Source organism: Pseudoalteromonas shioyasakiensis, assembly GCA_013391845.1.
Classification (GTDB): domain Bacteria; phylum Pseudomonadota; class Gammaproteobacteria; order Enterobacterales; family Alteromonadaceae; genus Pseudoalteromonas; species Pseudoalteromonas apostichopi.
Window position 1 is genome coordinate 2,644,850 of record CP058414.1, and the last position, 25,788, is coordinate 2,670,637.

Here is a 25,788-nt window from a genome sequence, read left to right on the forward strand (position 1 = left end):
AAGCGTAAACTGCACCTAATTGTTATACATGCGGGAGCAAATCATGACACACCCTATTATTTCTGACTTACAACGCCGATACACAAGTAAGCGCTACGACGCATCAAAGCAAATTAGCCAAGCAGACTTAGCTGTAATTTTAGAAGCTTTACGCTTATCGCCATCGTCTATTAATTCTCAACCATGGAAGTTTATAGTCATCGAATCAGAGCAAGCAAAACAACGTTTCCACGATAGTTTTGCAAATAAGTTTCAGTTTAATCAGGTACATGCAAAAACTGCATCACATACTATTTTATTTGCTTATAACCCAAGTTATAAACGTGATGACTATGAAAAAGTCATCGATGCAGATATTGCTAATGGTCGCACAAAAGCTGAAAACAAAGAGCAGGCGTTTGGTGCGTTCGCATTTGTTGATTTAAATACTGATGACCATGGCGATAACGCTGCTTGGACTAAATCTCAAACCTACATTGCATTAGGTAATACTATGCATACTGTGGCTCGTTTAGGTTTAGATTCAACACCGATGGAAGGCGTCGATAAAGACTTACTCGGTGAACTATTTGCTGATGAGTTAGATGGTTATGTATGTGAAGTGGCACTCGCTATTGGTTATCACGAACCAGAGCAAGATTATAATGCTACATTACCAAAATCTCGTTTAGATAAAGACGCGGTAATTACTGTAGTATAAAACCTATAAATTATGCAGGCTTTGCCTGCATAATTGTTATTTTAAGTCTGTCTTTACAATGATATTACTCGCCATACCTTCACATAAGTCTGCAGTTATTGTGGCAACTGCTCCATTTATTAATGCTAAATTAGGGGCAACGTGACCAATGTCCGCATCAACAATAACTGGGAACAAATTACCTTTAAATGCGAGTTCGATTGCTTGGTATTCATCAAAATAGCAGTCGTTATTAATTGCTGGACTGCGGCCGAATACCACCGCATTTACATCGGTGAATACATCATTCAACTTTAACGATAACAAACAACGTGCTAATGCCATCGGGCTGAGCTCTGCATTTTCTAAATATAAAATTAAGCCCTCTGGCGCATACTGCTTTTTAAATTCATGCAATGCATAGTAATTTGAGGGTAGCAACAAGCCAAGAGTATCTAAGCAACCGCCGATTAAACGCCCTGAAACTTCAATCTGGCGTTTATCTTTATAGTTAATACAGCGCCATTGACTCGGGGCTGTATAGTCAAATTGAGCTTGCGGATCGGCTTTATAATCAATTGGTTTTTGCTGATAATAAGGAGACGCGACTTGGTGCAGTTGCTGTTTTTCTTCAAGTGACATTGCACTGAATATATTTGCTAAATAAACATCTGAATCGTCAGGGTGAATTTGCATTAAATTCGCAGCGTGCAAGGTTGCCCAGCCACAACGAGTTGTTAATGCACATGCAAAAGTGCTTATATCTGAAAAGCCAACCAACCATTTAGGCCTTGCTTTACTTATCGCATTAAAGTCGAGAAGCGGTAAAATCTCCATGGTGAGATCGCCCCCCCAAGGTGGCATGATGGCTGCTATTGAATCATCAGTTAAATACTCCATTAGCTCATCAGCACGTTGCTTTGCACTATTGTGTGACTGACGCAAGCAGGCACCCTCAATGACAGTAAAACCTTTGGCTGTTAAGCCATTAAGTACTAAGTCTAAACGCGTATGAAACGCTGTATCTACACCTGATGAAAAAGCACATATGGCTATTTTATCGCCTTGAACAAGCGGTTTAGGATACTGAATTTTCGCCATTATTACTCCTTCATTACGACTGTCTTGTAGTCAACGTACCGAATAAATCCACGCATGTAAACAGGTATAAAAAAACCGCAGTATATAACTGCGGTTTTTATCAATGCTTGGTTAAGCTACTAAATATACTCAACTTCAATGATTTCGTACTCTACTTCACCGTTTGGCGTTTTAATGATAACGGCATCATCTACCTCTTTACCAATTAAACCACGCGCGATTGGTGAGTTAACAGAAATCAGGTTGTTTTTGATATCTGCTTCGTCATCGCCTACGATTTGGTATTTTACTTCAGCATCGGTTTCAACATTAACGATAGTGACCGTTGTGCCAAAAATAACTTTACCTGTGTTAGGCATTTTAGTTACATCAATGATTTGCACATTTGAAAGCTTCGCTTCAATTTCTTGAATACGGCCTTCGCAGAAACCTTGTTGCTCACGAGCAGCATGGTATTCAGCGTTTTCTTTCAAATCACCGTGCTCACGTGCTTCAGCAATATCAGCAACGATTTTTGGACGGGTAACTGTTTTTAATTCGTTAAGTTCTTCGCGCAGTAATGCTGCACCACGAACTGTCATCGGAATTGATTGCATATTATTCTCACTTAATCCCAAGGGCGATTGCCTCGCCCTTGGCACATTTCCTTAGTTCATTCGCTGGTGTAGTTCCTGAACTGACGTCACCTTGCTACGGTCGTCTGCTTGGTTTGCAGTACAGTTAGCAAATGCCGCGTTCAGAGTCGTTGTGTAGTTAGTCTTATGCTGTAACGCACCACGACGTAACACCTTCGAATCTTCAATCGCTTGGCGGCCTTCAGTAGTGTTTACAATGTAGCTGTATTCACCATTTTTAATTCTATCAAGAATATGAGGACGACCTTCGTATACCTTGTTCACGCGACGAACTGCAATGCCTGCTTCTTCAAGTGCTTTTGCAGTGCCACCTGTCGCATCTAGCTCGAAACCAAGTTCAGTCATGGTTTTAGCTAGTTCAACAATACGTGGTTTGTCACTGTTGCGTACCGATAGTAACGCGCGACCACCGCGTGGTAAAGTGTTGCTTGCACCTAATTGTGCTTTAGCGAATGCTTCGGCGAAAGTTTCACCAACACCCATTACCTCACCCGTTGAGCGCATTTCAGGGCCACGGATTGGGTCAACACCTTGGAACTTAGCAAATGGCAGTACCACTTCTTTTACGCTGTAGTAAGGTGGGATTACTTCTTTTGTAATACCTTGACTTGCCAGCGACTGACCTGCCATACAACGTGCCGCTACTTTAGCAAGTGCAACACCTGTCGCTTTTGAAACAAACGGTACTGTACGCGCAGCACGTGGGTTTACTTCGATTAAGTAAACTTTACCGTCTTTCACAGCAAACTGAGTATTCATTAGACCTACTACGCCAAGCTCTAGAGCCATATCAGTCACTTGCTTACGCATCACGTCTTGCACTTCGGCTGTTAATGAGTGAGCTGGTAATGAACACGCTGAGTCACCTGAGTGAACACCTGCTTGCTCGATATGCTCCATGATACCACCGATGATTACTTGCTCACCGTCACAGATAGCGTCAACGTCAACTTCGATTGCGTTATCTAAGAAATGGTCAAGTAGTACTGGCGCTTCATTTGATGCAGATACCGCTTCAGTCATGTAACGACGTAAATCGTCTTCATCATAAACTACTTCCATCGCACGACCACCTAGTACGTACGAAGGACGTACTACGAGTGGGAAGCCAATTTCAGCAGACTTAACAATCGCTTCTTCTAAAGAAGTAACCGTTGCATTCTCTGGTTGAAGAAGGTTTAGACGCTCAACAAGCTGTTGGAAACGCTCACGGTCTTCTGCACGGTCGATTGCATCTGGTGAAGTACCAATTACTGGCACACCATTCGCTTCAAGTTCACGAGCAAGTTTCAGTGGAGTTTGACCACCGTACTGAACGATAACACCTTTTGGCTTTTCAACACGTACGATTTCTAATACATCTTCTAGCGTGATTGGCTCGAAGAATAGACGATCAGATGTATCGTAGTCAGTTGAAACAGTTTCAGGGTTACAGTTAACCATAATTGTTTCGTAACCATCTTCACGTAAAGCTAATGCAGCGTGAACACAACAGTAATCGAATTCGATACCTTGACCGATACGGTTAGGGCCACCACCGATTACCATGATTTTATCTTTGTCAGATGGATTCGCTTCACACTCTTCATCATAAGATGAGTACATATAAGCTGTGTCAGAGCTGAACTCTGCAGCACAGGTATCAACGCGCTTGTATACAGGCACGATATCTAACTGGTGACGCTTCTTGCGAATTTCTGCTTCAGAAACACCTGCAATTTCAGCGATACGCGCATCAGCAAAGCCTTTACGCTTAAGCTTACGTAAGAACTCAGCATTTAAACCAGCCATACCTACTTCGCTGATTGTTGCTTCGTCTTTTAAGATGTCTTCGATTTGCACTAGGTACCAAGGGTCAATCTTAGTTAGTTCGAAAACTTCTTCAACGCTCATACCGTGACGCATTGCATCTGCTACGTACCAAATACGCTCAGCACCTGGCTCGCGTAATTCACGGATGATTTTTTCTTTCGCTTTCGGATCATCCAGGGCTACAACTGGGTTGAAGCCTGTTGCGCCTACTTCTAGGCCACGTAATGCTTTATGCAGTGACTCTTGTTGATTACGACCAATCGCCATAACTTCACCCACAGATTTCATCTGTGTTGTTAAACGGTCGTTTGAACCTGCGAATTTTTCGAAGTTAAAACGTGGGATCTTAGTAACAACGTAGTCGATCGACGGCTCGAAAGACGCTGGTGTTTTACCGCCAGTGATGTCATTTTGTAGCTCATCAAGCGTGTAACCAACAGCTAGTTTCGCTGCGATTTTCGCAATTGGGAAACCTGTTGCTTTTGATGCTAGTGCAGACGAACGCGATACACGTGGATTCATCTCGATGATAACCATACGGCCATCAACTGGATTCACACCAAACTGTACGTTTGAACCACCTGTTTCAACACCGATTTCACGAAGTACCGCCATCGATGCATTACGCATGATTTGGTATTCTTTATCAGTCAGTGTTTGCGCTGGAGCAACCGTGATTGAGTCACCAGTGTGAACACCCATAGGGTCAAAGTTTTCGATAGAACATACGATGATACAGTTGTCGTTTTTGTCACGAACAACTTCCATTTCGTACTCTTTCCAACCGATTAATGATTCATCGATTAAAAGTTCATTTGTTGGTGATAAATCTAAACCACGCTCACAAATTTCATCAAATTCTTCTTGGTTGTATGCAACACCACCACCAGTACCACCCATAGTGAATGATGGACGAATGATACATGGGAAACCGATGCGACTAAGAACATCGTGTGCTTCTTCCATTGAGTGAGCGATTTCTGCACGCGGACACTCAAGGCCAATGTTCTTCATTGCTACGTCAAAACGCTCACGGTTTTCAGCTTTATCGATTGCATCAGCAGTTGCACCGATTAGCTCAACACCGTGTTTTGCCAGTACGCCGTGCTTATCTAAGTCAAGCGCACAGTTTAATGCTGTTTGACCACCCATAGTAGGTAGTACTGCATCTGGCTTTTCTTTTTCAATGATTTTCTCTACCACTTCCCAGTGAATTGGTTCGATGTACGTCGCATCCGCCATTTCAGGGTCAGTCATGATAGTTGCAGGGTTCGAGTTTACAAGAATTACTCGAAAGCCTTCTTCTCGTAGTGCTTTACACGCTTGTGCACCAGAGTAGTCAAATTCACAAGCTTGACCGATTACGATCGGGCCTGCGCCTAAGATAAGAATGCTTTTTATGTCGGTACGTTTTGGCATTGTTACTCCGGTTAAATTAGTTAGAACGTGCTTGCATCAAGTCGATGAAGTGGTCAAATAATGGCGCCGCATCATGTGGACCTGGGCTTGCTTCTGGGTGACCTTGGAAGCTAAATGCAGGCTTATCTGTGCGGTGAATACCTTGTAGTGTGCCATCGAATAATGAAACGTGAGTTGCACGTAAATTCGCTGGTAATGTTGCTTCGTCAGCTGCGAAACCGTGGTTTTGCGCTGTGATCATTACAACATTGCGGTCAAGGTCTTTAACTGGGTGGTTACCACCGTGGTGACCAAACTTCATTTTCACCGTTTGTGCACCTGAAGCAAGTGCAAGTAATTGGTGACCTAAACAGATACCAAAAATTGGCGTGTCTGTTTCTAGGAAAGTTTTAATGGCTTCAATCGCGTAAGTACACGGCTCTGGATCACCAGGGCCATTTGATAAGAAGATACCGTCTGGGTTTAATGCCAGTACATCTTCTGCAGATGTTTGTGCAGGAACGACAGTTAATTTACAACCGCGGTCAACTAACATACGTAAGATATTACGTTTAACACCGAAGTCATAAGCAACAACGTGGAACTTCTCGTCTGCTGCTTCTAGCGTTTTAAAGCCTGAACCTAAAGTCCAGCTTGATTCGCGCCACTCAAAATTTTCCTTGGTTGAGACAACTTTTGCTAAATCCATGCCTTTTAAGCCTGGGAAGGCTTGCGCAGCTTCAAGCGCTTTATTCTCATCTAACTCGTCGCCTGCAATGATACAACCATTTTGAGCGCCTTTATCACGTAAGATACGTGTTAATTTACGAGTGTCGATGTCTGCAATACCTAAGATATTGCGTTCTTTTAAGTAATCACTTAACGATTGCTCGTTACGGAAATTACTTGCTAGCAGTGGCAAATCACGGATCACTAGGCCTTTAGCCCAGATTTGACCCGCTTCTTCGTCTTCGCTGTTAGTACCCGTATTACCGATATGTGGGTACGTCAAAGTTACGATTTGTTCCGCGTATGAAGGGTCAGTCAAAATTTCTTGATAACCAGTCATAGACGTATTGAATACTACTTCACCGACTGACATGCCGTCAGCGCCGATTGCAGTACCGCGAAACACTGTGCCGTCTTCTAGGACTAACAGAGCGGATTTAGTCAAGTTAACCTCCTAACAGTAAAAAACGGGAGTAAAGTCATTTGCTCTACTGCCCGTTTAAAGCGATTGGAAACACGCATTTATGAATTTTTGGCAAATTGGCACTATTCTACAGTAAATTAGCTTTCAGATCTAATCTTAATTAATAAAATAGTAAAAATAAGCGTTATTAACTAAAAATTCACTGAAACTGCCAAAAAAGAAACTAAACTACTTCAAGTCAAGCACATCTTGCATGTCATAAAGTCCAGCTGGTTTGTTTTTCAACCAGCCCGCAGCTCTTACAGCACCTAACGCGAAGGTCATTCTTGAACTTGCTTTATGAGTTAATTCTAGCCTTTCGCCAGAAGTTGCGAAATATGCGGTGTGTTCACCTACTATATCTCCGCCTCTCATGACCGAATAACCGATTTCATTTTGCGATTTTGCGTGTTCGTCATTGCTTCTATCAAAACGCGCGACTTCATCATGCTGCCAGCCTTTTGCCTCGGCAATAGCTTCACCAATTGCCAATGCAGTCCCTGATGGCGCATCAATTTTATGACGATGATGGGCTTCAAATATTTCAATGTCCATGTCATCACCAAACTTCACAGCCGCAGTCTGCACTAAGTTAAGCAGTAAATTCACACCTACGCTATAGTTGCGAGCAAAAACAATCGGAATGTGTTTCGCTGCTTCATTGAGGGCATCAATATCATCTTGGTTGAGGCCCGTGGTACCAATTACCATTGCGATATTTTTTTCGACCGCTGTTTGCAAGTGGTTGCGCATTCCTGCCGGTAAGGTGAAATCAATCAATACATCAGCATCTTTTACTTCTGTTTCTTTACTAAATGATACATCCGCTGATGCAGCACTGTTTAATTGATTAACCGCTATATCTAAAAGTGGCGAGTTATCACGCACGTACGCGCCCGTTAATTTTGCGTCATTTTTTTTTGAGACTGCTTCTAAAAGTGCAAGTCCCATGCGGCCGTTTGCGCCAAATACACCTATGCGGTTCATATAGTTACCTTATCTATTCTTCTAAGCTGGCTGGATTTTATCGAAAACTCATGTAATAGTCAGGTTAGCTTATAAAAAATACAGAGCTAATTTTAGATTTATTAATAGAACAACAATAATAACAGATAGTCTTTGCATTTAGCCATCTATACATTTAAACTTCTTCCTTTGCGCCGATTTGGTCTTTGGCTTGCGGGCGCTGTTGCAACAGCATTGTCTTTTGAGAATGCAGGCAACTAAATACAGCTAAAAGAAGTATTTGGCTGTGTTATTGGTTATCTAACGAGGAATATGATGCAGCCATCATTTAATAAAACAAAAGCAAAACTTTCTTTGCTGCCGCTTTTGGTGTTTGTCGGCTTATTTTTAGGCGCTGGCTTATACTTACAGTCTCAAGGTGTCGATTACGCCTTCTATCAATTGCCTGCCCCTGTGGCAATTTTACCTGCCATCATGCTGGCTTTTATCTTAAATAGAAATACCATCAACCACAGTGTTGAAACCTTTATTAAAGGTGCGGGCCATAGCAACATCATCACTATGTGTTTGATTTATCTGCTTGCCGGTGCGTTTTCTGCCGTTGCAGGTGCAACGGGTGGTGTCGATGCCGTTGTTAATGCGGGTTTATCACTCATTCCGCCAGCTTTATTACTACCTGGATTATTTTTAATCGCTGCGGTTGTGTCGACTGCAATGGGTACTTCAATGGGGACTATCGGTGCTATTGGCCCGATTGCTTATGCAGTCGCCCAAAAAACAGGCATTGATCCATCATTGATGGCAGGCACGATTGTATCGGGTGCAATGTTTGGTGATAACTTATCAATCATTTCTGACACAACTATTGCTGCAACCCGTACGCAAGGCTGTGAAATGAAAGATAAATTCCGTGAGAACTTAAAAATTGCCTTACCCGCTGCAGCATTAACTATCGGTTTGTTATTCTTCTTAACGCCTGCAGCTGAAGCTGTAGAAACACAAGATTTCGATATTTTATTAGTGTTACCTTATGCCTTTATCTTAGTACTCGCAGTAATGGGCTTTAACGTCTTTGTGGTGCTGTTTAGCGGTATTATCTTCGCTGCACTAATGGGCTTTACTGGCAGCTATGAAGGTGCCAGTTTTGTTAAGGATGTCTATAAAGGTTTTACTGATATGCAGGAAATTTTCTTGCTATCGATGTTTATTGGTGGCCTTTCAGAGTTTATCCGTATTAATGGTGGACTTGATTATATTGCTAACAAAATTCAAGCAATTACGAAAATCATTGCAAAATGGCACCGTAAGGTCGCGGATCAATTAGGTATTGCGGCACTGGTGATGACCAGTAACTTATGTATTGCTAATAATACGGTATCAATCATTGTTGCTGGCCCAATTGCTAAAAAATTAGCGGATGATGGCGAAATTACTGGTAAGCGTTCAGCAAGCTTACTTGATATTTTTGCTTGTGTAACACAAGGCTCACTACCTTATGGCGCACAAGCGTTACTTCTCGGTGCGACTTTCAAAATTAGCCCTTGGCAGGTGTCTACTTCATCTTACTATTGCTTTATTCTTGCCTTTACAGCTGTGGCTGTAATTTGCTTACGTCGGAATAAAGCTTAAGTTAAATAATTTTTGCCAAGATACGCCCAATTTAGGGCGTATCTGCTATAATCCTCCCTTTGTATCCCCTTTACACCATCAATATTGAGATATGAACTTGAAAAAGATCCTTTCTGTTGCTGCGCTATGTGCAGTAAGTACTTCAGGCTATGCCGCTAATTGGAGCTCTACGCAATTACACGTTAATAACGGTGAACACAAAAATCCGTTTTCATTAACTAAGTCAAATACCACGGTTGTTTCATTGCAACACGCTTCTGGTTACGACTATGGCGATAACTTCTTTTTTATTGATTACAGCAATGACGACCGTCAGGATGGCTATCAAGATAAAGACTTTTACGGCGAGTGGTACTCAACATTCAGCTTATCAAAAATCTCTGACAGTGACTTCTCATACGGCGCAATTGCTGATGTAGGTTTAACTGCAGGTTTTAATGCTGCAGGCGATTCTAAAGTTCTTAAGTATTTACCAGGTGTAAAACTTAGCTGGCAGGCACCTGGCTTTAGCTTTTTATCTACTTTATTTACCGCTTATATCGATGACAGTGAAGGCGTAGCACGCGGTGGTGCCCCCACTGAAACAAATAGCTGGATGATTGATGTTGCATGGGGCTACCCATTCACTATCGGCTCACAAAAGTTCAACGTAACGGGCCATGTAGAATACATTGCTGAGCGTGAAAACGAATTTGGCGAAGATGTTAAAGCGTGGATTTTAGCGCAGCCAATCATCACGTGGGATTTAGGTCACGCAATGAGCATGAAAGAAAATACGCTACTGCTAGGCCTTGAGTGGCAATACTGGCACAACAAACTAGGTACAGACACAACTGAATCAGTACCACAACTTCACGTTGAGTGGACGTTCTAATAAGCTGAAAGCTGAAAAAATTAAAGCCTGTAGTCAGCTAGACTACAGGCTTTTTTAATTCCTAGATAATTTTTATTACAGTTTACACTGTGGGTTTTTGCCTTTTGCTTTAGCAGCTTTTTGGGCTTTTAATGCATCCGACATATGCTTTTGTAGCTCTTTAATTCGGTTACCCGGTGCTGGGTGAGTCGACATAAACTCTGGGGTGCCGCTACTGCCTGCTGCACTCATATTTTGCCAAAGCGATACTGATTGCTCTGGGTTAAACCCTGCTTTTGCCATTAAATCTAGGCCGACAATATCTGCTTCTGATTCATGTGAGCGGCTAAACGGCAGCACTACACCAAATTGGGCACCTAACCCCAAAGCTTGCATAATTTCGCCTCGATATTGCACATTACCCATATCAAGTGCTGCACCACCAACTTGCAGGCCTGTTTGTAACAGTGCATTTTGTGATACACGTTCATTAGAGTGCTCAGCAATAACGTGTGCTACTTCGTGACCTAGTACTGTTGCAAGTTGGTCTTGGTTTACAGCAACTTTTAATAAACCTGTATGAACGCCAATATAACCACCAGGTAATGCAAATGCATTCGCTGAATTTTCTTCAAACACAACGACTTCCCAAGACTGCTTTGCATACTCGTTAGGTAAAACTGCAATAACATCATCAGCAATACACTTCACATAAGCATTGACACTTGGATCAGTATTAACAGGTTGCGTTTTTTTCATTTCAGCAAAACTTGCTTGACCCATTTGACTCATCTGTTGGTCTGAATATAGCGCGATTTGCGTGCGCCCTGTTGGAGAGGTTTTACAGCCAGCTAAAACAGCGGTGGCTAACACTGCCATGATTAACTTTTTCATACTAGTCCTTCAAATACTTAGTGTAATTTTGATCAATATAGCAAAGCATTGCTTAATTTTATATGAAAATGAACAATCACCCACTCAGTTGTTATTATTTAGTTAATTCTTTTACTTAGCAGGCAAACTAAGTTCACCACAGTGATTCACACTGCTACAATAGTGACCTAATGTTTGATGAATGAGTAAACAATGCCTTCCCCTGAGACTTTAAATAAACGCATTTTATTGCCTTTACTGGCAAGTATTGTCGCGATTACGCCTTTGGCAATTGATTTATATTTACCGGCAATGTTGGTAATTGCTAACGACCTACAAACAACCATGCCAAATGTGCAAATATCACTCAGTATTTATTTAGCGGGTTATGCCCTTGGTATGCTTTTTTTTGGCCCGATAGCCGATGAACTTGGCAGGCGATTACTCGCTAAGGTTGGCTTAGCACTATTTGGTATAAGCTCATTAGCACTGGCGTTTTGTTCTAATATCGAATTATTTTTATCTCTCAGGGCGGTACAAGCATTCACTGGCGCCGCTGCAACGGTCGTTGTGCCGGGTATTATTCGCCACATTTATCGAGAAAACACCGCCAAGGGTATGTCTTACGTATCAATGATCATGATGGTTGCCCCGCTCATTGCTCCTACTCTTGGCTCATTGATCATGGGTATTTCAACCTGGCAGGTCATTTTTATTACCTTAGCTGTCTATAGCTTTGCAATTTTAGCTTTAGTGCAAATTCATTTAATCGATATTCCAATCTTTAAGAGTCAGCAACGTGGCTTGGCACTGTTCTTTAATAGTTATAAAACGGTATTTTCCCGTCGTAGCGCCCTTGCCGATATTGCCAGCTCAATGTTTGCCTCATTTGCATTCTTTTGCTTTTTAACATCGGTACCTTATGTATATCTCGATTTTTTTAAAGTAGATGAGCAATTGTTCGGGGTGTTATTCGCCTTTAACGTGTTGGCTTTAATGTTCGGTAACTTTATGAATACACGTTTAGTGCCGCGCTTGGGTTCTCGTAAGCTTTTATTTATTGGCCTTGCCATTGGCTTCGTTTCTGGTGGGGCATTACTGTTATTCAGTGTGATGCATTTATCATTGTATTTTATCGTTGCAAGCATCGCACCACTGATGATGAGCCTAGGTATTGTAGCGAGTAATGCAGACTCATTGATACTAATGCAGTTTGAGGAAAAGTCAGGTACTGCAACAGCCGTTATTGGTACATTAAGATTCGGCAGTGGCGCTTTAGTTGGCCCTATCCTTGCCTTTGTTCACCCTCAAAGTGCCATTCCATTTTCTGCGATGATGTTCAGCGCACTGATACTTATCTTACTAGTGCAGCTTTGGCATCGAAAACGATACCAATCGACTTAAATATTTAACCATCCTAGCGAGCTAAATGGTCGGTAACTTAACACGATTGCTATCAAAAAAAATGCCTGTAATTAACAGGCATTTTTTTATATCTCTTTAAAGCTTATTCAGCTTCTTTCGATACCATAACCATTGCTGGACGTAATAAACGGCCATTTAATGTATAACCTTTCTGCATTACTGCAAGAACAGTATTGGGTGCTACATCATTGCTTGGCTGAATTGACATTGCTTGATGGAATTCAGGATTAAATTGCTCACCTTGAGGGTTAACAATTTCAACACCGAATTTTGATACTGCATCATTAAAGCTTTTAACTGTCATCTCAATACCTTCAAGGACAGGCTTAAGCTGCTCATTTTCTTTATCAGAAAACTCAATAGCACGCTCTAGGTTATCGATAACTGGTAGTAATTCGTTAGCAAACTTTTCAAGTGCAAACTTATGCGCTTTTTCTACATCTTGAGCGGCACGACGACGCATGTTCTCAACATCTGCTGCAGCACGAACAACACTGTCTTTTTGGTCGTTAATCGTTTGTTTAGCTGCCTCTAGTTCGCTGTGTAGTAATGCAATTTCAGCTTCAGGGCTCATTTCTTCGCCATCAACTTGCTCAGCTGCTTTTTCTGCAGCTTCTACTTCAGCTTGCATTTGCTCAAATTCTTCGTTTAGTTCAACTTCTTGCTCTGGTGATTTTGTCTGCTCAGACATAGCTTACATGCTCCAATTCTTTACAACTGCGGTAATTATGGGGATTGAATTAAAAGATTCAAGAGGCTGATGAGCCGATTAACTTAAATTCTTGGATGATTGCTTCTATTTGCGCTGATTTTGGACAAATTACACAAAATCGACTCTGGTATTCATGGTTATTAAAATATGGAACGCTGATCACCATCAGCTCATTACAATCCGTAAATGGTAATTGTTCTGTATTTAAAACCGATAAACCATTTTTAAATGCGAGTTTATCTTCAACAAAATTTAAAAATGATACACCTATATTTAAACTGGTCTGGCAATCAACTTGGCGGTAAAGGTAGTTTTCACCCACTACAATGCTATTGTCTGAACCAAGCTTTTGACTTAATTGCCGAGTCCATTGTGTCAGTGAGTCATGGCAATTATGTGGTGCAGTGCCTGCCATTGCCTGCATACGATATAAACCTTCCATTAAGGTTTGCTGGCTAAATACAGTATTGAGCCAAGTGGCAAACTGATAGCGAACGGCATCAGATGAGTCTTCAGGTTTGGTAATACAAATATTATGGCTCTGCCCTGCTCTATCGATTAATAAAATAAGCCAATTACTACCATCAAAATCTAGCACCTCTACTCGGAAAACCAGCTGTGAGCTGACTTGAGGTAATCCCACACAGCAACACACTTTATAGCGTTGACTTAAACCATGGGCAAGCTCAACTAATTGTGCTTGTTCAGGCTGCCAATATGTTGCGATTTCAGGCAGAGCAAAAAACTCTGTGAGCCAATAATCAAACCCAGCATTGGTAGGCACACGGCCTGCTGAAGTATGGGGCGAATATAATAAGCCCACTTTTTCAAGCCGTGCCATTGCATTACGCACTGTTGCTGAACATACTGCCATACCTTTTTGTTTGGCAATACGAGTTGAGGCAACAGGCTGACCTTCTCCATTACAGTAAAGGCTCATTACAGCTGAAAAAATTTGTTGGTCACGCGGATTTAATTTCATAATTTATTCATTTAGCTTCTTGCCAGTGGATATTTGGGCGCATCAAGTTTATTTCAAGTTATTTTCAAAGCATTAATTTTTAATGTAATCTAGCGATATGAAAGTTTAAGTGCAAATAACATGGATTCACCGTTTAAAACCATAGGTCTAATTGGCAAACCTAATCACAGTGCCGCGGCTGCCACACTTGGTCGCTTGCACACATTCTTGCGTGCGTTAGGATTTGAAGTACTAGTAGAACAACGCACTGGCCGCCAGCTTGAAGACGTACCTGCTGAAAACCTAGTTAAATTGGTAGATTTAGGTGAACGTGCAGACTTAGCCATAGTAGTGGGCGGCGATGGCAATATGCTTGGTGCAGCAAGAGTTTTAGCACGTTTTGATGTAGCCGTAATAGGTGTAAACCGTGGCAATTTAGGCTTTTTAACCGATTTAAACCCTGAAGGTTTCGAAGCCAGCCTTGAACAAGTGCTAAGTGGCCAATTCCTCGAAGAAAAGCGCTTTTTGCTTGAAGTTGAAGTATATCGTCATGCTGAACTAAAAAGTGCGAATTTGGCGGTTAATGAAGCTGTATTACACGCCGATAAAGTCGCTCATATGATTGAGTTTGAGGCCTTTATAAACAACGATTTTGTGTTCTCACAGCGCTCTGATGGATTAATTGTATCAACGCCAACGGGTTCAACAGCTTATTCACTTTCTGGTGGCGGTCCTATTTTAACTCCAGAGCTGAACGCAATTTCACTCGTTCCGATGTTCCCGCACACTCTATCAAGCCGTCCCCTTGTGGTTGATGCGGATAATGAAGTGCGCTTAAAACTTAGTCTTGAAAATACCGATAGCTTACAAGTCAGCTGCGACAGTCATGTAGTCTTAGCTGTGTTACCTGGTGATGAAGTGGTGATAAAAAAAGCAGATAAAAGACTGCGTTTAATACATCCAAAAGAGTACTCTTACTACAACGTACTGAGAAAAAAGTTAAACTGGGGAAGCCGCTTATTTTAAGCGGCTTTTTTATCTTAAATGATTGCCAAGGCGCAGTGATTAGCGCAAAATAATCAAACTTAATGCTGTATTTTTTTAAGGATTATAAGGCAAAATGAGCTATATCGTTTTTCTTGCTCTATTATTACTGATCACCTTACTAGGTTGCTACTGGATGGTTGAGAGCAACCGTCGTAAAGCTATTGAAGCAGAAAAAAAACACTTTAATCAGCGAGTAAAAAAAATCAACAATGATTTTAAGGATAAATTAATTGATTTTAGCGAAAGTAAGATAATTCGTCCGAAGAATATTCAACGCTTAAGTATGATCACCAGCAATTATTTTGTTGTTCAAGCTCATAATGAAGAAAACCTGACCTACCTTGAGTACATTAGCGATTTACTGCTCAACACTATCATTATGGAAGCCAGCAAAGCACAAAGCCCTGAGCAGATTGATCAGCTTGCAGACAGACTACAATATTTTATGGCTGAATTACCTTACAATGGCATTGAATATAACAAATCGTTTTACCAAGAAGCCCTACCATCACTGATTGAAGTAATTAAATATCAGCCTCCAGTAGATTTACAAGACGATCAGCTGCCAGCCCAGAGCACACAAGCGCCAGATGATTCCACAGCACAAAATCAACTGTCAGAATTAAGCAAAGCTTAAAAATTTAATTTGCAAAACCCGAAAACACTGTATAAATTAACAGTTAATTAGCTGGATGGATAAACAGTATGTTAATCGGGTTAGAAATTAAAAACTTTGCCATTGTAAGTAATTTAAGTACTGAGTGGCACAATGGTATGACAGCCATTACAGGTGAAACAGGTGCGGGGAAATCAATTGCAATTGATGCCCTCTCTTTATGTTTAGGCGAACGCGCTGATGCTGGTGCTGTTCGCCCTGGTACTGATCGTGCAGAAATTTGTGCACAATTTGATATTAGCCAACTCCCTCTTGCCCAACACTTTTTAGAGCAACATTTACTTTCAAACAGTGAAGGCGAATGTTTACTACGCCGTGTTATTTGCAAAAATGGCCGCAGCAAGAGCTATATTAATGGCAGCTCAGTTACAGCTGCACAGTTAAAAGAGTTAGGTCAGTATTTAATTTCTATTCACGGACAACATGCCCATCAGCATTTATTAAAAGCTGAACATCAATTACATCTGCTTGATGCCTATGCTGGCCACAATCAATTATTAGCTGATGTTAAAGAACGCTATAAAGCCTACCAAGCATTACTCAAAGAGTTTAACCAGCTTGAGCAACAACAACAGCAACAAGCCGCTCAAAAGCAATTACTTGAATATCAAGTAGCTGAGCTAGATGAATTTGCCCTGCAACCTGGCGAGTTTGAAGAGATTGAAGCTGAGCATCACAAGTTAAGCCATAGTCAAACCATCTTAGAGTCATGCCAACGTGAGCTACAACACTTATACGAAAGTGATGAACAAAGTGCTTGTTCGTTATTGCAACACAGCGCACAGCAATTTGCTGAGCTTGCGAACTACGATGAAAGCTTATCAAGTATTGCATCACTACTAAGTGAAGCTGCAGTGCAAGTTGAAGAAGCAAGTCGTGAAATTCGCAGCTATGTTGATGTTACTGACTTAGATCCTGCCCGTTTAGATGAAGTAGAAACCCGCTTAGCAGGTGCTATGGACCTTGCCCGTAAACATCACATAAAACCTGAAGAGCTTGTTAAATTTCATCAGTCGATTGCAGAAGAGTTAGCATCAATCAGCTATAACAGTGACCGCCTTGTTGCTCTTGAAAGCGAAATTAGTTCTGCCCTTAAGCAATACAAACAAGCAGCTCAACTATTGAGTGAAAGCCGTCATAGTTACGCTGAGACACTTAATCAGCTAATCAGCGATAGCATGGCGAATTTATCTATGGAAAACGGCAAATTTGCGATTGATATTCAACAAACTACCGATAAAGCACCAAGTGCAATGGGCTTTGATACGGTTTCGTTTTTGGTGTCGACGAACCCAGGTCAACCAATGCAAGCCCTCTCTAAGGTAGCCTCTGGGGGTGAGTTATCACGTATTAGTTTAGCTATTCAGGTTATTATTGCTCAACGTGTTACTACGCCTACACTGATTTTCGATGAAGTAGATGTGGGGATTTCAGGCCCAACCGCCTCTGCTGTCGGCAAGCTTTTACGCCAACTAGGTAAATCAACTCAAGTTATTTGTGTGACTCACCTTCCGCAAGTTGCTAGCTCTGGGCATCAACAATTTTTTGTAGCAAAAGAAATTGCAAATGGCGAAACCTTTACGCAAATGAATAAACTTTCAAAAGATGGTCGTATTGATGAAATTGCACGACTACTCGCAGGCGATAACATTAGTAAAATGGCAAGAGCTAATGCCAAAGAGCTTATTAGCGCACATGCATAAATTGGTAGTTAAGTCTGTTTAGAGTTTATAAATGAATATTAAAAATATATTTACTGTTGTGATACTTGGCTTGATTACGCTAAGTTCAAGCCATACTCAGGGTGCTACTACAAATTCAGCTTATCAAAGTACGCAATTATTCATTATTTTATTTGAATGTATATTAGTTGCACTCCCTACAACCGCTTTTTTGTTGGTTGTTTGGAGTCGCTGGAAACATTTGCGTTTTAAACAGTTGCTACAAGCCGTGTTAAATTCATCTTTGATTTTAATGCTACTTAGCATGGTAACAGTTACTCAGTTAACACAAGGCTTATCGTCATGGTTAATTTTTTTAGCAATCAGTCATACATTACTTGTTGGTATTAATTATTTATTTCTTAGACAGCATTCTAATAAAGTAAAAAATACCCTTACAGGCTGCTGGTAATAGAATCAACGTTAGTTTTATAAAAAATCGCGAAGCTTTTAACACTTCGCGATTTTTACATAACTTGGCAATAATTAATCTATCTCACTGGCATAGTTAAACAAGTTCATTAATAGACGATCCGCCATACTTGTCACTTTTGGGCCTTGTGTAATATTTTCTAATTTATATTGAATTGTTAGCATTCCACTATCAGCCAAGATAATATCGCCTGTAGCAGGGTCTTTTACGATAGTTGGCAAGCCTTGTTGGTTTACAGCTAAGACTTGGGCCCCCGCAGGCATCTCTGAAAAATAACCTCTTGCTGTACCTGATTGATAAAACTCAATTACCTCTCCAAATGGTCCTGCGAACATTCTTTGCTGTGCTTTGGTATTCTCTCCTGCTGGATTAGGCATACTTGGTCCATCAATGTAACCTTCTGCTGTTACTTTATAACCCCATCTTGTGTATATTTTTTCCTCTGGGTAATCAGCATCACCAGCAATAATAGCAACATTACCTTTCTTTAATGACCAATTATAGGCTTCATCGAGCTCTGCATCTGTAAAATTACTTAACCTGAAACTACCAATAAAAAAGATATCGGTGTTGTAATTATTTAATGCTTCCTCTGTAATTGAATTTGCCGCTGCAAAATCATGATTTATTGATAGAGGTTTACGAACAACACCATTTTCACCGAAATTGTCTGTACTAGTTAACTTTTCTAGGGCCCAAAGCATTAGCAAGCCGTTAAGCGTATACCCTTGCCAAGTGGCTTGTCTGTTTTGGTCAATGCTAGTGATGACTATCGATTCTGGCTCAGTGCTACATGTATACTTTTTATTATAGCAAGCAACTGGTTTTATCGTATCCATAGCTAAATCATTGACACGCACTGGGAATGAACCTACTTCACAAGTATTACCAGTTTCGATAGATGCCTTATAAAGTTTGGTAAGATTGAAGTGTCCTTGATCATTAATTACTTCACGAGAAATCAATAATTCACCGTTTTGATCTACCGCAGCGCCTGTTACAGTTACTAACCCATGATTTGATATTCGAGTTAATTGTAATGTTGATAAATCAAGTGAGAAGATACTTTTAGAAGAGATCAAATAAATCTTTGAATCTTTTATAACTATGTCGCCCCGAAGGATATCAGAGCTGCTACCATAACCCGTCATTTCACCTACGTACTGAGTCTCTCCTGAATCAGGGTAGATAATGTAAAACTTGCTACCCTTTGAGCCATACATAACATCTCGCTCAGGATCATAAGCAAGTCTTGTCATTGGGCTGCTACGACCAACTTCTACGTGCTCACCAGTTGCCATATCCACATATGCAAGTTTGGTATATTTAAATTTATTACCTTTAATCGGTAAGCCTTTTAGTTCTTCATCGGTCAAATTTAAAGAGCCAGGATCTAGCTGATATGTTAGTGGTCTAGGGGCAGATACATAATATAAACGGTTACGAGTACTATCAAACGCCATAGCTGCTGAGGAAAACTTAGCTTTCGAATGAATCGCAGCACTTTGATCTTGTTCATTCAAGGAAAAGACAATCCCTAAGTCACCTCGCCCAGAATTAATTCCATATAGCTCACCGGTACACGTATTTGCATAGGCACCCGACGAAAGTGCAGTGCAAAGTGTCATTATCGATAACATAGAGATTTTCATTTTATATTCACCTAAAAAGATAAAATCAAACTTATTTACTAACAATTAAAAATAAAAAGTTAGCAAATATTAATTTATATATATAGCACAAGGTAAATACTTACTTTTAAATCACAACAAAACAATAGGAAAATTTTGATTTTAACAACAATCCATAATAATCAATAATTAAAAATGATAAAACAAAAATAAAGTAACAAAAAAGAACCATTCTAAAGCAAGACTTTAAAACCAAGGCTGCGCTGTAAATAAATCATAAAAATAAGCGCACACCAATTTAAATTTAAATTTAAATCAGATTAAAAAGAAAACTAAACACTACTATCATTTATTAGAATGAATTTATGATGGGAGACGATTTATATAAATTACCATCGTGAAGTAAATGACTTCACGATAGTTTAAATAAGGATAATTAATCTATATCACTTGCATAGTTAATTAAGTTTAAGAATAGCCGTTCGGCCATGCTAGTTACACCTGTACCTGGAGTGTAGTTCTCAACTTTATCTTGAGTGTTAACAATACCATTATCAGATAATAGAATATCGCCAGTTTCTGGGTCCATAACAATTGTAGGCAGACCATCTTGATTAACTGCTAATACTTGAGTACCTGCTGGCATTTCAGAGAAATAGCCTTTCGCACCACCCGCTTGATAAAAACTCGTTACACCACCAAATGGGCCAGCAAAAATAGCCTGCTGAGCATGAGTACCCACACCATCAGGGTTTTGCGTATTTGGGCCGTCGACATAACCATCACGCGTGACAGTATAGCCCCACTTTGCATACACTTTTTCATTCGGCAAGTCAGAGTCAGCTGCAATAATAGTTACGTTACCTGGTTTCTTTGACCAATTGTAAAGCTCTGAAACTTCAGCATCTGTGAAATCTGTATCATGAAAACTCCCCACAAAAAAGATATCTGTGCCATAAGAATCGATTGCAGCTTCTGTAATGGAGTTTGCAGCGGCAAAGTCATGATTAATTGTAAGTGTTTTATTTACAATTCCACCTTCACCAAAATTTGCTGCACTCTTAAGTTTTGCGACAGGTTTATCAAATAAATAAGCATTCAATGTGTAATTTTGCCAAGTCGCTTTTCGTTGCTTATCAATACTCGTGATAACAACTGACTCTGCACCGGTACTACAGGTTGGTTTGGTATAACAAGCAACTGGTTTAAGTGTGTTTAAAGCTAAATCATTAATACGCATAGGATACGTACCCATTGCACATGTTTTACCCGTTTCAATTGATGCTTTATACAGCTTAGTTATATTGTAATTACCTTGATCGTTAATAACTTCTCGAGCAATAACCAGCTCACCATTTTGATCAAGCGCAGCACCGGTCACTGTCGTTAAGCCATGTTCAGATTTTTTCGTTAACTCAAGTGTAGAAAGGTTCAAAGAGAAAATGCTTGTTGCAGAAACTAAATAAACTTCTCCGTTTTTAACAATCATATCACCACGAAGAATATCTGAACTATTCCCATAGCCAGTCATATTACCTACAAACTGAGTTTCACCAGAATCTGGGGAAATAATATAAAACTTACTGCCTTTAGAGCCGTAGATAACATCACGATTTGGATCATAAGCTAATCGAGTCATCGAATTAGAGCGACTAAACACTGTGTGCTCATTTGTATCCATATCAACGTAAGCGAGACGAGTATACTTATACTTTTCACTTTTAATTGGCAGGTCAGCTAGTTCATGACTTGCTAAATTAAATTCACTTACATCAAGCTTATACGAAAGCGGTCGTGGAGCTGAAACGTAATAAAGTCGGTTTCTTGTACTATCAAATGCTATAGCTGCTGACGAGAAAGCAGCTTTTGAATGAATCGCTGCACTTTGCGTATGTTCATCAATAGAAAAAACGAAACCTAAATGGCCTCGACCAGAGTTAATACCATACAGCTCGCCTGTGCAGCTATTTGCCGAAGCATCTGCAGCCACGGCTCCGCATACCATCAATATTGACAGGATAGATTTTTTCATTGTATTTCACCTGAAGAATTAACTAAAACTTTATCATTAACAGAAATAGCAAATAAATTATTTACTATTAATTTAATGGAGCATAAATTATCCAAATCTAGATTTTAGGATTCCGTAGGTTGAATACAATCAGAAATTTTTGATACTGAGACAAAAAGATGAAAAATCATAACATCTCAGGTGTAACTGAATTAAGGATAAAACTTTATCATTAATTGAAGTTTAGTTGTGATAAACGCTAACTAATAACTCCATAATTTGCACACATTTGCTGGTTAGTATAAGCACACTTTAAGCTTATTCTAACTGCAAATGAAATACTCTTTACTTATCGCTACATGTTTACTGTCTTTTTCCTGTGTAGCAACCTCACTACCAAGCTCTCTATTAAATCAAGTCACTGACCTTGAGAACCAAGGCAAGCTCATTGAAGCACTCACTATTCTAGAGCAATACAAAGATAAAAATAGCGCTACATCGAGCCCTGTAATTGTGATGGCACAAGCGCCTCTGTTACGTAAACAAGGTCATTACAACAAAGCGATTGAACTATTATCGCCATTACAAAAGCTTGCTAGTTTAAGCAAAAAGGACCAATACCACATCCAAAAAGAGTTGGGGATCAACTATCGTCGCCAATTAAAAACAATAGAAGCAAAAAAACACTATATGGCAGCCTTAGCGCTTGCAAACGAGCTTGAAGACAAAAACCTACAAGCACAAAGCCATAGCAATTTGGGTTCACTATACGACACACTAAATGATCTTGAACAATCAATGCATCATCAGGTAAAAGCACAAGCGTTATTAGAAAACAGCGATAATTATGAACTTGTTGCCACTAACTTTTATAACTTAGCAAACCTTGCTCACAGGCTTGATGACCTCACGCAATCTGAGTACTTCTATAAAAAAGCACTCGAGTTTGATATTAAAACCAAAAACCAAATGAATATTGCTGATACCAGTTTACAACTTGCCAAGCTGGTGTATAAACGAGGCGATTTAGAGCAGGCTCTTCCCTTATTAAATAACGCCTTTACCCGTTTAGCCGACGTCAAAGCCTATGAAAATATGGCGACGGCGAAGCATACGTTAATGCAATTGTATTTGAAAATAGGCAACCAGCATATGGCTCTCAGTAGTGCTGAGTCTGGGCTCAATGCAGCACTTAAATCTGGCTCGGCGTTAAGTAAGATCTACTCTTACTTTAATTTAATTGAATTGCATTTAGTCCTTAAAAACCCTGAGCTAATTGGTCTTTATTTAAGTCGAACAAAAGAGTTGTTACTAGGTATCAATAACCGATTATTGAATCAAAAGCAGCACGGCTATACCGCAATTTATGCTGAATTGATAGGTGATTACAAGCTAGCAGCTGAGCAGCTAAAGCTTGAAAATGAACTGGCCGAGTCTTTGTTTGAAGAACATCTAAATCAAGCTGTCGAAAAGAATAAAAAGCAATTAACAGCAATCGAGCAACAGCAACGAATTGATGATGAAATACAAAAAAACAAACTCGCAACTGCACAAATGAATAACCAGCGACTAGAAAAACAGATTTGGTTGTTGTCTGCTGGTATTGTTTTGTTGTTTAGTATCCTTGCGTTAGTACTCTATTACTTCAAGCATCGAAAAGCGTTATTTAAAGCCAAGCTTTATCAATATAACTTAATTGAAAAAGACAAAATGCTCGCTGATATCTCTCATGAATTACGCACCCCATTGAGCGTATTGAAACTGCATATAGAAGCGCTTGAGCTCGACATTCAAGAAAACCGTGATCTCGCCTACAGCAAAATTAATGGCAAGATAGCACAACTTAATAATTTAATTTCGGATGTATATCAGTTATCGCAAGCTGAAAATAAAACCCTTACATTGAACCTTCAACAATATAATGCCGCACAAATTTTTGCTGAATACGAGCAAGACATGCGCCGTTATGTTTGCAGCCATCAGCTAACTTTTTTGGCTGACATTGTTATTGCTAATGATGTTGAGATCACGGTAGATAAACAAAAACTCGACCAAATCCTCAACAATATTTTTACTAATGCGTGTCTATATACAGACACCCCAGGCCATGTTCGCCTAAAGGTGAGAGCGAATAAACAAGAGCTGTTTATACAAGTCGATGATACTTCTCCGGGTGTAGGTAAAGCTCATATAGGCAAGCTCTTTGACCGTTTATATCGTGTTGAAGAGTCTCGTAGCCGCGCATCAGGAGGCTCAGGTTTAGGGTTATCAATTTGTCAGAGTTTTGTCGAATTGATGTCCGGTACTATTAACGCATTACCGGGTAAGTCAGGTGGCTTATGTATTAGAATCTTACTGCCTTTAGGTAATAAATAAGCCTCTCCATTTTTCCACCACATTTTATTGCTTAAATAGCACTATAAACTACTGTGGAATGGAACCATGTCAGAATCATTAAAGCACGCTCAATGGGCAAAATCTATTGAGCGTAAACATCGCCAAAGCAATATTAAAAAAACCAAAAAGTCCCCACTGCCAATTTATGCGGCCCTTGCCAGCATGCTGTTAAGTGCAGCACTCTATTATGCAAGCTACGAAAAGCCAATAGAGTACCCTCCACTATCTGAAGCTGCAAAACAACGCATTTCTCAGTTCTTTGCAAAGCAATTCTTACTAGGCCAGTGGCGCTTAAATCAAATAAAGTACTCAACTGATGCGATTCAGGTCTATGTACGAACGCCTTCTTCGATAGCCCTTGAAGGTGAAGCGCTTAGCCAATATTTACATTACGCGTTATGTCCTGTTCCTAGCAAACAAATTTGGCAAGATATTCAAGCAAGGGAATTATCAGTGTATATGTTTACCCATTCGATTCGAAAAGGTGAACGTACAGTGTGTAATTAATAGTAAAGGCGATGAACGCCAAATCAATTGATTTGACGTTCATCATAGCGATAGCCTGCACCATAAACGGAAGCGACTATCTTAGGAGAGAACTGTAAATTCTTCAGTTTTTTACGAATATTTTTGATGTGACTGTCGATTACGCGGTCGGTAATATCAAAGTTATTGGGCTGAATGTGATCAAGTATCTGCTGCCTTGAAAAAACACGCTTAGGGGCTTTGTACAAAAGCTTGAATACGTCAAATTCTACTTTAGTTAAACCCAAAGACACGCCCTTTATTTCAACTTCAAGCGCATCTTCGTTTAAGCAAATAGTAGCAGGCGTTTCAACAGTTTCCTTGCTAATAGATACTGGCGCGCAGCGTCTTAAAATAGCTTTAACACGCATCACCAGCTCTGCACCGCTAAAAGGTTTACATACATAGTCATCTGCGCCATGTTCTAACCCTTTTAACCTATCAGCTTCTTCGACTTTAGCGGTTACCATAATAATAGGCACCATTGAAAAAGCGCGGATCTGCTTCATGCATTCCACGCCATCTAAATTAGGTAACATTACATCTAGAATTATTGCATCTGGATTATTTTCTTTAACCCACGATACCACAGCACTGCCATCAGTGATGTGGTGAGTAGTAAAACCAGATGCATTAAAGAACAACAGTACTTGTTCTGCAATATCTAAGTCGTCTTCAACGACTAATATCTGCGGCATTTTTATTTCCGTTTTATATTTTTTTTATTGTTTTCAGTTGTTGCTTCACCATCGCTTTAAGGGCGTCTGATAAGGTTTCATCTAGTAAAACCATAGTCAGAATATCGTGCAGGTCTTCACTATTCATGACCTCATTGAGTAAATCATTTTCAGATTTTGAATTCGGCTGAAAAAAGCTTAACTGCTCGTTATTAGTGTGTTCGCAAAACATTTTCTTTTTATCCATGTTGTTAGCATCAAATATTCAGATGGGCTTCTGCCTCTGATAGACATTAAAACGCAACAATGTGGAGTAAATATGGAGTTAATACGAAATAATGAACTTTTATGTTCTACTGTAGAATTCATTCGAAGATTGTAGGTAATAAGCGCTATTTTTTCATTATCTTTCTGGATCTTGCTTAAATTCTCAA

22 protein-coding genes are annotated in these 25,788 nt (G+C 40.0%); 10 read left to right on the top strand and 12 right to left on the bottom strand.

Annotation, left to right across the window (positions count from 1 at the left end; translation table 11 throughout):
• Positions 1 to 43 precede the first annotated feature (43 nt).
• Positions 44 to 700 (top strand): nitroreductase family protein, encoded by a 657-nt coding sequence (locus HYD28_12075; GenBank protein QLE09633.1) that lies wholly within the window; start codon positions 44 to 46, stop codon positions 698 to 700.
• A gap of 36 nt (positions 701 to 736) precedes the next feature.
• On the opposite strand, the gene HYD28_12080 is transcribed toward HYD28_12075, so the two are convergent.
• The 5 genes from HYD28_12080 to dapB all read right to left on the bottom strand — a co-directional run bounded on the left by HYD28_12080 (position 737) and on the right by dapB (position 7,804).
• A complete protein-coding gene (locus HYD28_12080; GenBank protein QLE09634.1) occupies positions 737 to 1,780 on the bottom strand; it encodes an LD-carboxypeptidase in 1,044 nt (347 codons plus the stop codon).
• Between the two features lie 119 nt (positions 1,781 to 1,899).
• Entirely contained in the window at positions 1,900 to 2,376 is a 477-nt protein-coding gene (greA, locus tag HYD28_12085) for a transcription elongation factor GreA (GenBank protein ID QLE09635.1), read from the bottom strand.
• A gap of 51 nt (positions 2,377 to 2,427) precedes the next feature.
• Positions 2,428 to 5,646: a carbamoyl-phosphate synthase large subunit gene (gene carB / locus HYD28_12090; protein QLE09636.1), complete on the bottom strand. Its 3,219-nt coding sequence runs from the start codon at positions 5,644 to 5,646 to the stop codon at positions 2,428 to 2,430.
• Positions 5,647 to 5,662: 16 nt separating this feature from the next.
• Positions 5,663 to 6,799, bottom strand: coding sequence for a glutamine-hydrolyzing carbamoyl-phosphate synthase small subunit (gene carA / locus HYD28_12095; GenBank protein QLE09637.1), 1,137 nt, complete (start codon positions 6,797 to 6,799; stop codon positions 5,663 to 5,665).
• Between the two features lie 207 nt (positions 6,800 to 7,006).
• Entirely contained in the window at positions 7,007 to 7,804 is a 798-nt protein-coding gene (dapB, locus tag HYD28_12100; GenBank protein QLE09638.1) for a 4-hydroxy-tetrahydrodipicolinate reductase, read from the bottom strand.
• Positions 7,805 to 8,098: 294 nt separating this feature from the next.
• On the opposite strand from dapB, the gene HYD28_12105 reads away from it, so the two are divergent.
• Complete coding sequence (locus tag HYD28_12105; protein QLE10552.1) at positions 8,099 to 9,412, top strand: Na+/H+ antiporter NhaC family protein; 1,314 nt, start codon at positions 8,099 to 8,101, stop codon at positions 9,410 to 9,412.
• Between the two features lie 91 nt (positions 9,413 to 9,503).
• Positions 9,504 to 10,286, top strand: coding sequence for a nucleoside-binding protein (locus HYD28_12110; GenBank protein QLE09639.1), 783 nt, complete (start codon positions 9,504 to 9,506; stop codon positions 10,284 to 10,286).
• A 75-nt stretch (positions 10,287 to 10,361) separates the two neighbouring features.
• Here HYD28_12110 and HYD28_12115 read toward each other — a convergent pair whose 3' ends face one another.
• Positions 10,362 to 11,159: a M48 family metallopeptidase gene (locus tag HYD28_12115; protein ID QLE09640.1), complete on the bottom strand. Its 798-nt coding sequence runs from the start codon at positions 11,157 to 11,159 to the stop codon at positions 10,362 to 10,364.
• A 192-nt stretch (positions 11,160 to 11,351) separates the two neighbouring features.
• Between HYD28_12115 and HYD28_12120 the strand changes: the two genes are divergently transcribed.
• Positions 11,352 to 12,542 (top strand): Bcr/CflA family efflux MFS transporter, encoded by a 1,191-nt coding sequence (locus HYD28_12120; protein QLE09641.1) that lies wholly within the window; start codon positions 11,352 to 11,354, stop codon positions 12,540 to 12,542.
• A gap of 103 nt (positions 12,543 to 12,645) precedes the next feature.
• On the opposite strand, the gene grpE is transcribed toward HYD28_12120, so the two are convergent.
• Positions 12,646 to 13,254, bottom strand: coding sequence for a nucleotide exchange factor GrpE (grpE, locus tag HYD28_12125; protein ID QLE09642.1), 609 nt, complete (start codon positions 13,252 to 13,254; stop codon positions 12,646 to 12,648).
• Positions 13,255 to 13,312: 58 nt separating this feature from the next.
• On the bottom strand, positions 13,313 to 14,257 hold the full coding sequence (locus HYD28_12130) for an HrcA family transcriptional regulator (GenBank protein ID QLE09643.1): 945 nt from the start codon (positions 14,255 to 14,257) through the stop codon (positions 13,313 to 13,315).
• Positions 14,258 to 14,377: 120 nt separating this feature from the next.
• Here HYD28_12130 and nadK point away from each other — a divergent pair, with 120 nt between their 5' ends.
• The 4 genes from nadK (at position 14,378) to HYD28_12150 (ending at position 18,092) form a co-directional block, all read left to right on the top strand.
• Positions 14,378 to 15,262, top strand: coding sequence for an NAD(+) kinase (gene nadK, locus HYD28_12135; protein QLE09644.1), 885 nt, complete (start codon positions 14,378 to 14,380; stop codon positions 15,260 to 15,262).
• 94 nt (positions 15,263 to 15,356) lie between these two features.
• A complete protein-coding gene (locus tag HYD28_12140) occupies positions 15,357 to 15,920 on the top strand; it encodes a hypothetical protein (GenBank protein ID QLE09645.1) in 564 nt (187 codons plus the stop codon).
• A 68-nt stretch (positions 15,921 to 15,988) separates the two neighbouring features.
• Positions 15,989 to 17,662: a DNA repair protein RecN gene (recN, locus tag HYD28_12145; GenBank protein QLE09646.1), complete on the top strand. Its 1,674-nt coding sequence runs from the start codon at positions 15,989 to 15,991 to the stop codon at positions 17,660 to 17,662.
• A 31-nt stretch (positions 17,663 to 17,693) separates the two neighbouring features.
• Positions 17,694 to 18,092, top strand: a complete 399-nt coding sequence (locus tag HYD28_12150) for a hypothetical protein (protein ID QLE09647.1) — start codon at positions 17,694 to 17,696, stop codon at positions 18,090 to 18,092.
• Between the two features lie 74 nt (positions 18,093 to 18,166).
• Here HYD28_12150 and HYD28_12155 read toward each other — a convergent pair whose 3' ends face one another.
• Entirely contained in the window at positions 18,167 to 19,765 is a 1,599-nt protein-coding gene (locus HYD28_12155; protein QLE09648.1) for a hypothetical protein, read from the bottom strand.
• Positions 19,766 to 20,180: 415 nt separating this feature from the next.
• Positions 20,181 to 21,776: a hypothetical protein gene (locus HYD28_12160; protein QLE09649.1), complete on the bottom strand. Its 1,596-nt coding sequence runs from the start codon at positions 21,774 to 21,776 to the stop codon at positions 20,181 to 20,183.
• A 312-nt stretch (positions 21,777 to 22,088) separates the two neighbouring features.
• Between HYD28_12160 and HYD28_12165 the strand changes: the two genes are divergently transcribed.
• The gene (locus tag HYD28_12165; protein ID QLE09650.1) at positions 22,089 to 24,131 is read left to right on the top strand and encodes a tetratricopeptide repeat protein; all 2,043 of its coding nucleotides are present in this window, start codon (positions 22,089 to 22,091) and stop codon (positions 24,129 to 24,131) included.
• Between the two features lie 66 nt (positions 24,132 to 24,197).
• Positions 24,198 to 24,659 (top strand): hypothetical protein, encoded by a 462-nt coding sequence (locus HYD28_12170; GenBank protein ID QLE09651.1) that lies wholly within the window; start codon positions 24,198 to 24,200, stop codon positions 24,657 to 24,659.
• Between the two features lie 23 nt (positions 24,660 to 24,682).
• On the opposite strand, the gene HYD28_12175 is transcribed toward HYD28_12170, so the two are convergent.
• Positions 24,683 to 25,375 carry a response regulator gene (locus tag HYD28_12175; protein ID QLE09652.1) on the bottom strand — a complete coding sequence of 231 codons (693 nt, stop codon included), beginning with the start codon at positions 25,373 to 25,375 and terminating at the stop codon, positions 24,683 to 24,685.
• 13 nt (positions 25,376 to 25,388) lie between these two features.
• Complete coding sequence (locus tag HYD28_12180) at positions 25,389 to 25,586, bottom strand: hypothetical protein (GenBank protein ID QLE10553.1); 198 nt, start codon at positions 25,584 to 25,586, stop codon at positions 25,389 to 25,391.
• Positions 25,587 to 25,788: the final 202 nt, after the last annotated feature.

Bases quoted from the DNA above. Each gene is read 5' to 3' on its own strand.
- HYD28_12160 (QLE09649.1), bottom strand. From the start codon at position 21,776: ATGAAAAAATCTATCCTGTCAATATTGATGGTATGCGGAGCCGTGGCT.
- nadK (QLE09644.1), top strand. From the start codon at position 14,378: ATGGATTCACCGTTTAAAACCATAGGTCTAATTGGCAAACCTAATCAC.
- dapB (QLE09638.1), bottom strand. From the start codon at position 7,804: ATGAACCGCATAGGTGTATTTGGCGCAAACGGCCGCATGGGACTTGCA.
- HYD28_12110 (QLE09639.1), top strand. From the start codon at position 9,504: ATGAACTTGAAAAAGATCCTTTCTGTTGCTGCGCTATGTGCAGTAAGT.
- HYD28_12155 (QLE09648.1), bottom strand. From the start codon at position 19,765: ATGAAAATCTCTATGTTATCGATAATGACACTTTGCACTGCACTTTCG.
- HYD28_12180 (QLE10553.1), bottom strand. From the start codon at position 25,586: ATGTTTTGCGAACACACTAATAACGAGCAGTTAAGCTTTTTTCAGCCG.
- HYD28_12115 (QLE09640.1), bottom strand. From the start codon at position 11,159: ATGAAAAAGTTAATCATGGCAGTGTTAGCCACCGCTGTTTTAGCTGGC.
- HYD28_12130 (QLE09643.1), bottom strand. From the start codon at position 14,257: ATGAAATTAAATCCGCGTGACCAACAAATTTTTTCAGCTGTAATGAGC.
- HYD28_12150 (QLE09647.1), top strand. From the start codon at position 17,694: ATGAATATTAAAAATATATTTACTGTTGTGATACTTGGCTTGATTACG.
- HYD28_12120 (QLE09641.1), top strand. From the start codon at position 11,352: ATGCCTTCCCCTGAGACTTTAAATAAACGCATTTTATTGCCTTTACTG.
- HYD28_12075 (QLE09633.1), top strand. From the start codon at position 44: ATGACACACCCTATTATTTCTGACTTACAACGCCGATACACAAGTAAG.
- grpE (QLE09642.1), bottom strand. From the start codon at position 13,254: ATGTCTGAGCAGACAAAATCACCAGAGCAAGAAGTTGAACTAAACGAA.
- greA (QLE09635.1), bottom strand. From the start codon at position 2,376: ATGCAATCAATTCCGATGACAGTTCGTGGTGCAGCATTACTGCGCGAA.
- HYD28_12165 (QLE09650.1), top strand. From the start codon at position 22,089: ATGAAATACTCTTTACTTATCGCTACATGTTTACTGTCTTTTTCCTGT.
- HYD28_12175 (QLE09652.1), bottom strand. From the start codon at position 25,375: ATGCCGCAGATATTAGTCGTTGAAGACGACTTAGATATTGCAGAACAA.
- HYD28_12105 (QLE10552.1), top strand. From the start codon at position 8,099: ATGCAGCCATCATTTAATAAAACAAAAGCAAAACTTTCTTTGCTGCCG.
- HYD28_12080 (QLE09634.1), bottom strand. From the start codon at position 1,780: ATGGCGAAAATTCAGTATCCTAAACCGCTTGTTCAAGGCGATAAAATA.
- carB (QLE09636.1), bottom strand. From the start codon at position 5,646: ATGCCAAAACGTACCGACATAAAAAGCATTCTTATCTTAGGCGCAGGC.
- HYD28_12140 (QLE09645.1), top strand. From the start codon at position 15,357: ATGAGCTATATCGTTTTTCTTGCTCTATTATTACTGATCACCTTACTA.
- HYD28_12170 (QLE09651.1), top strand. From the start codon at position 24,198: ATGTCAGAATCATTAAAGCACGCTCAATGGGCAAAATCTATTGAGCGT.
- recN (QLE09646.1), top strand. From the start codon at position 15,989: ATGTTAATCGGGTTAGAAATTAAAAACTTTGCCATTGTAAGTAATTTA.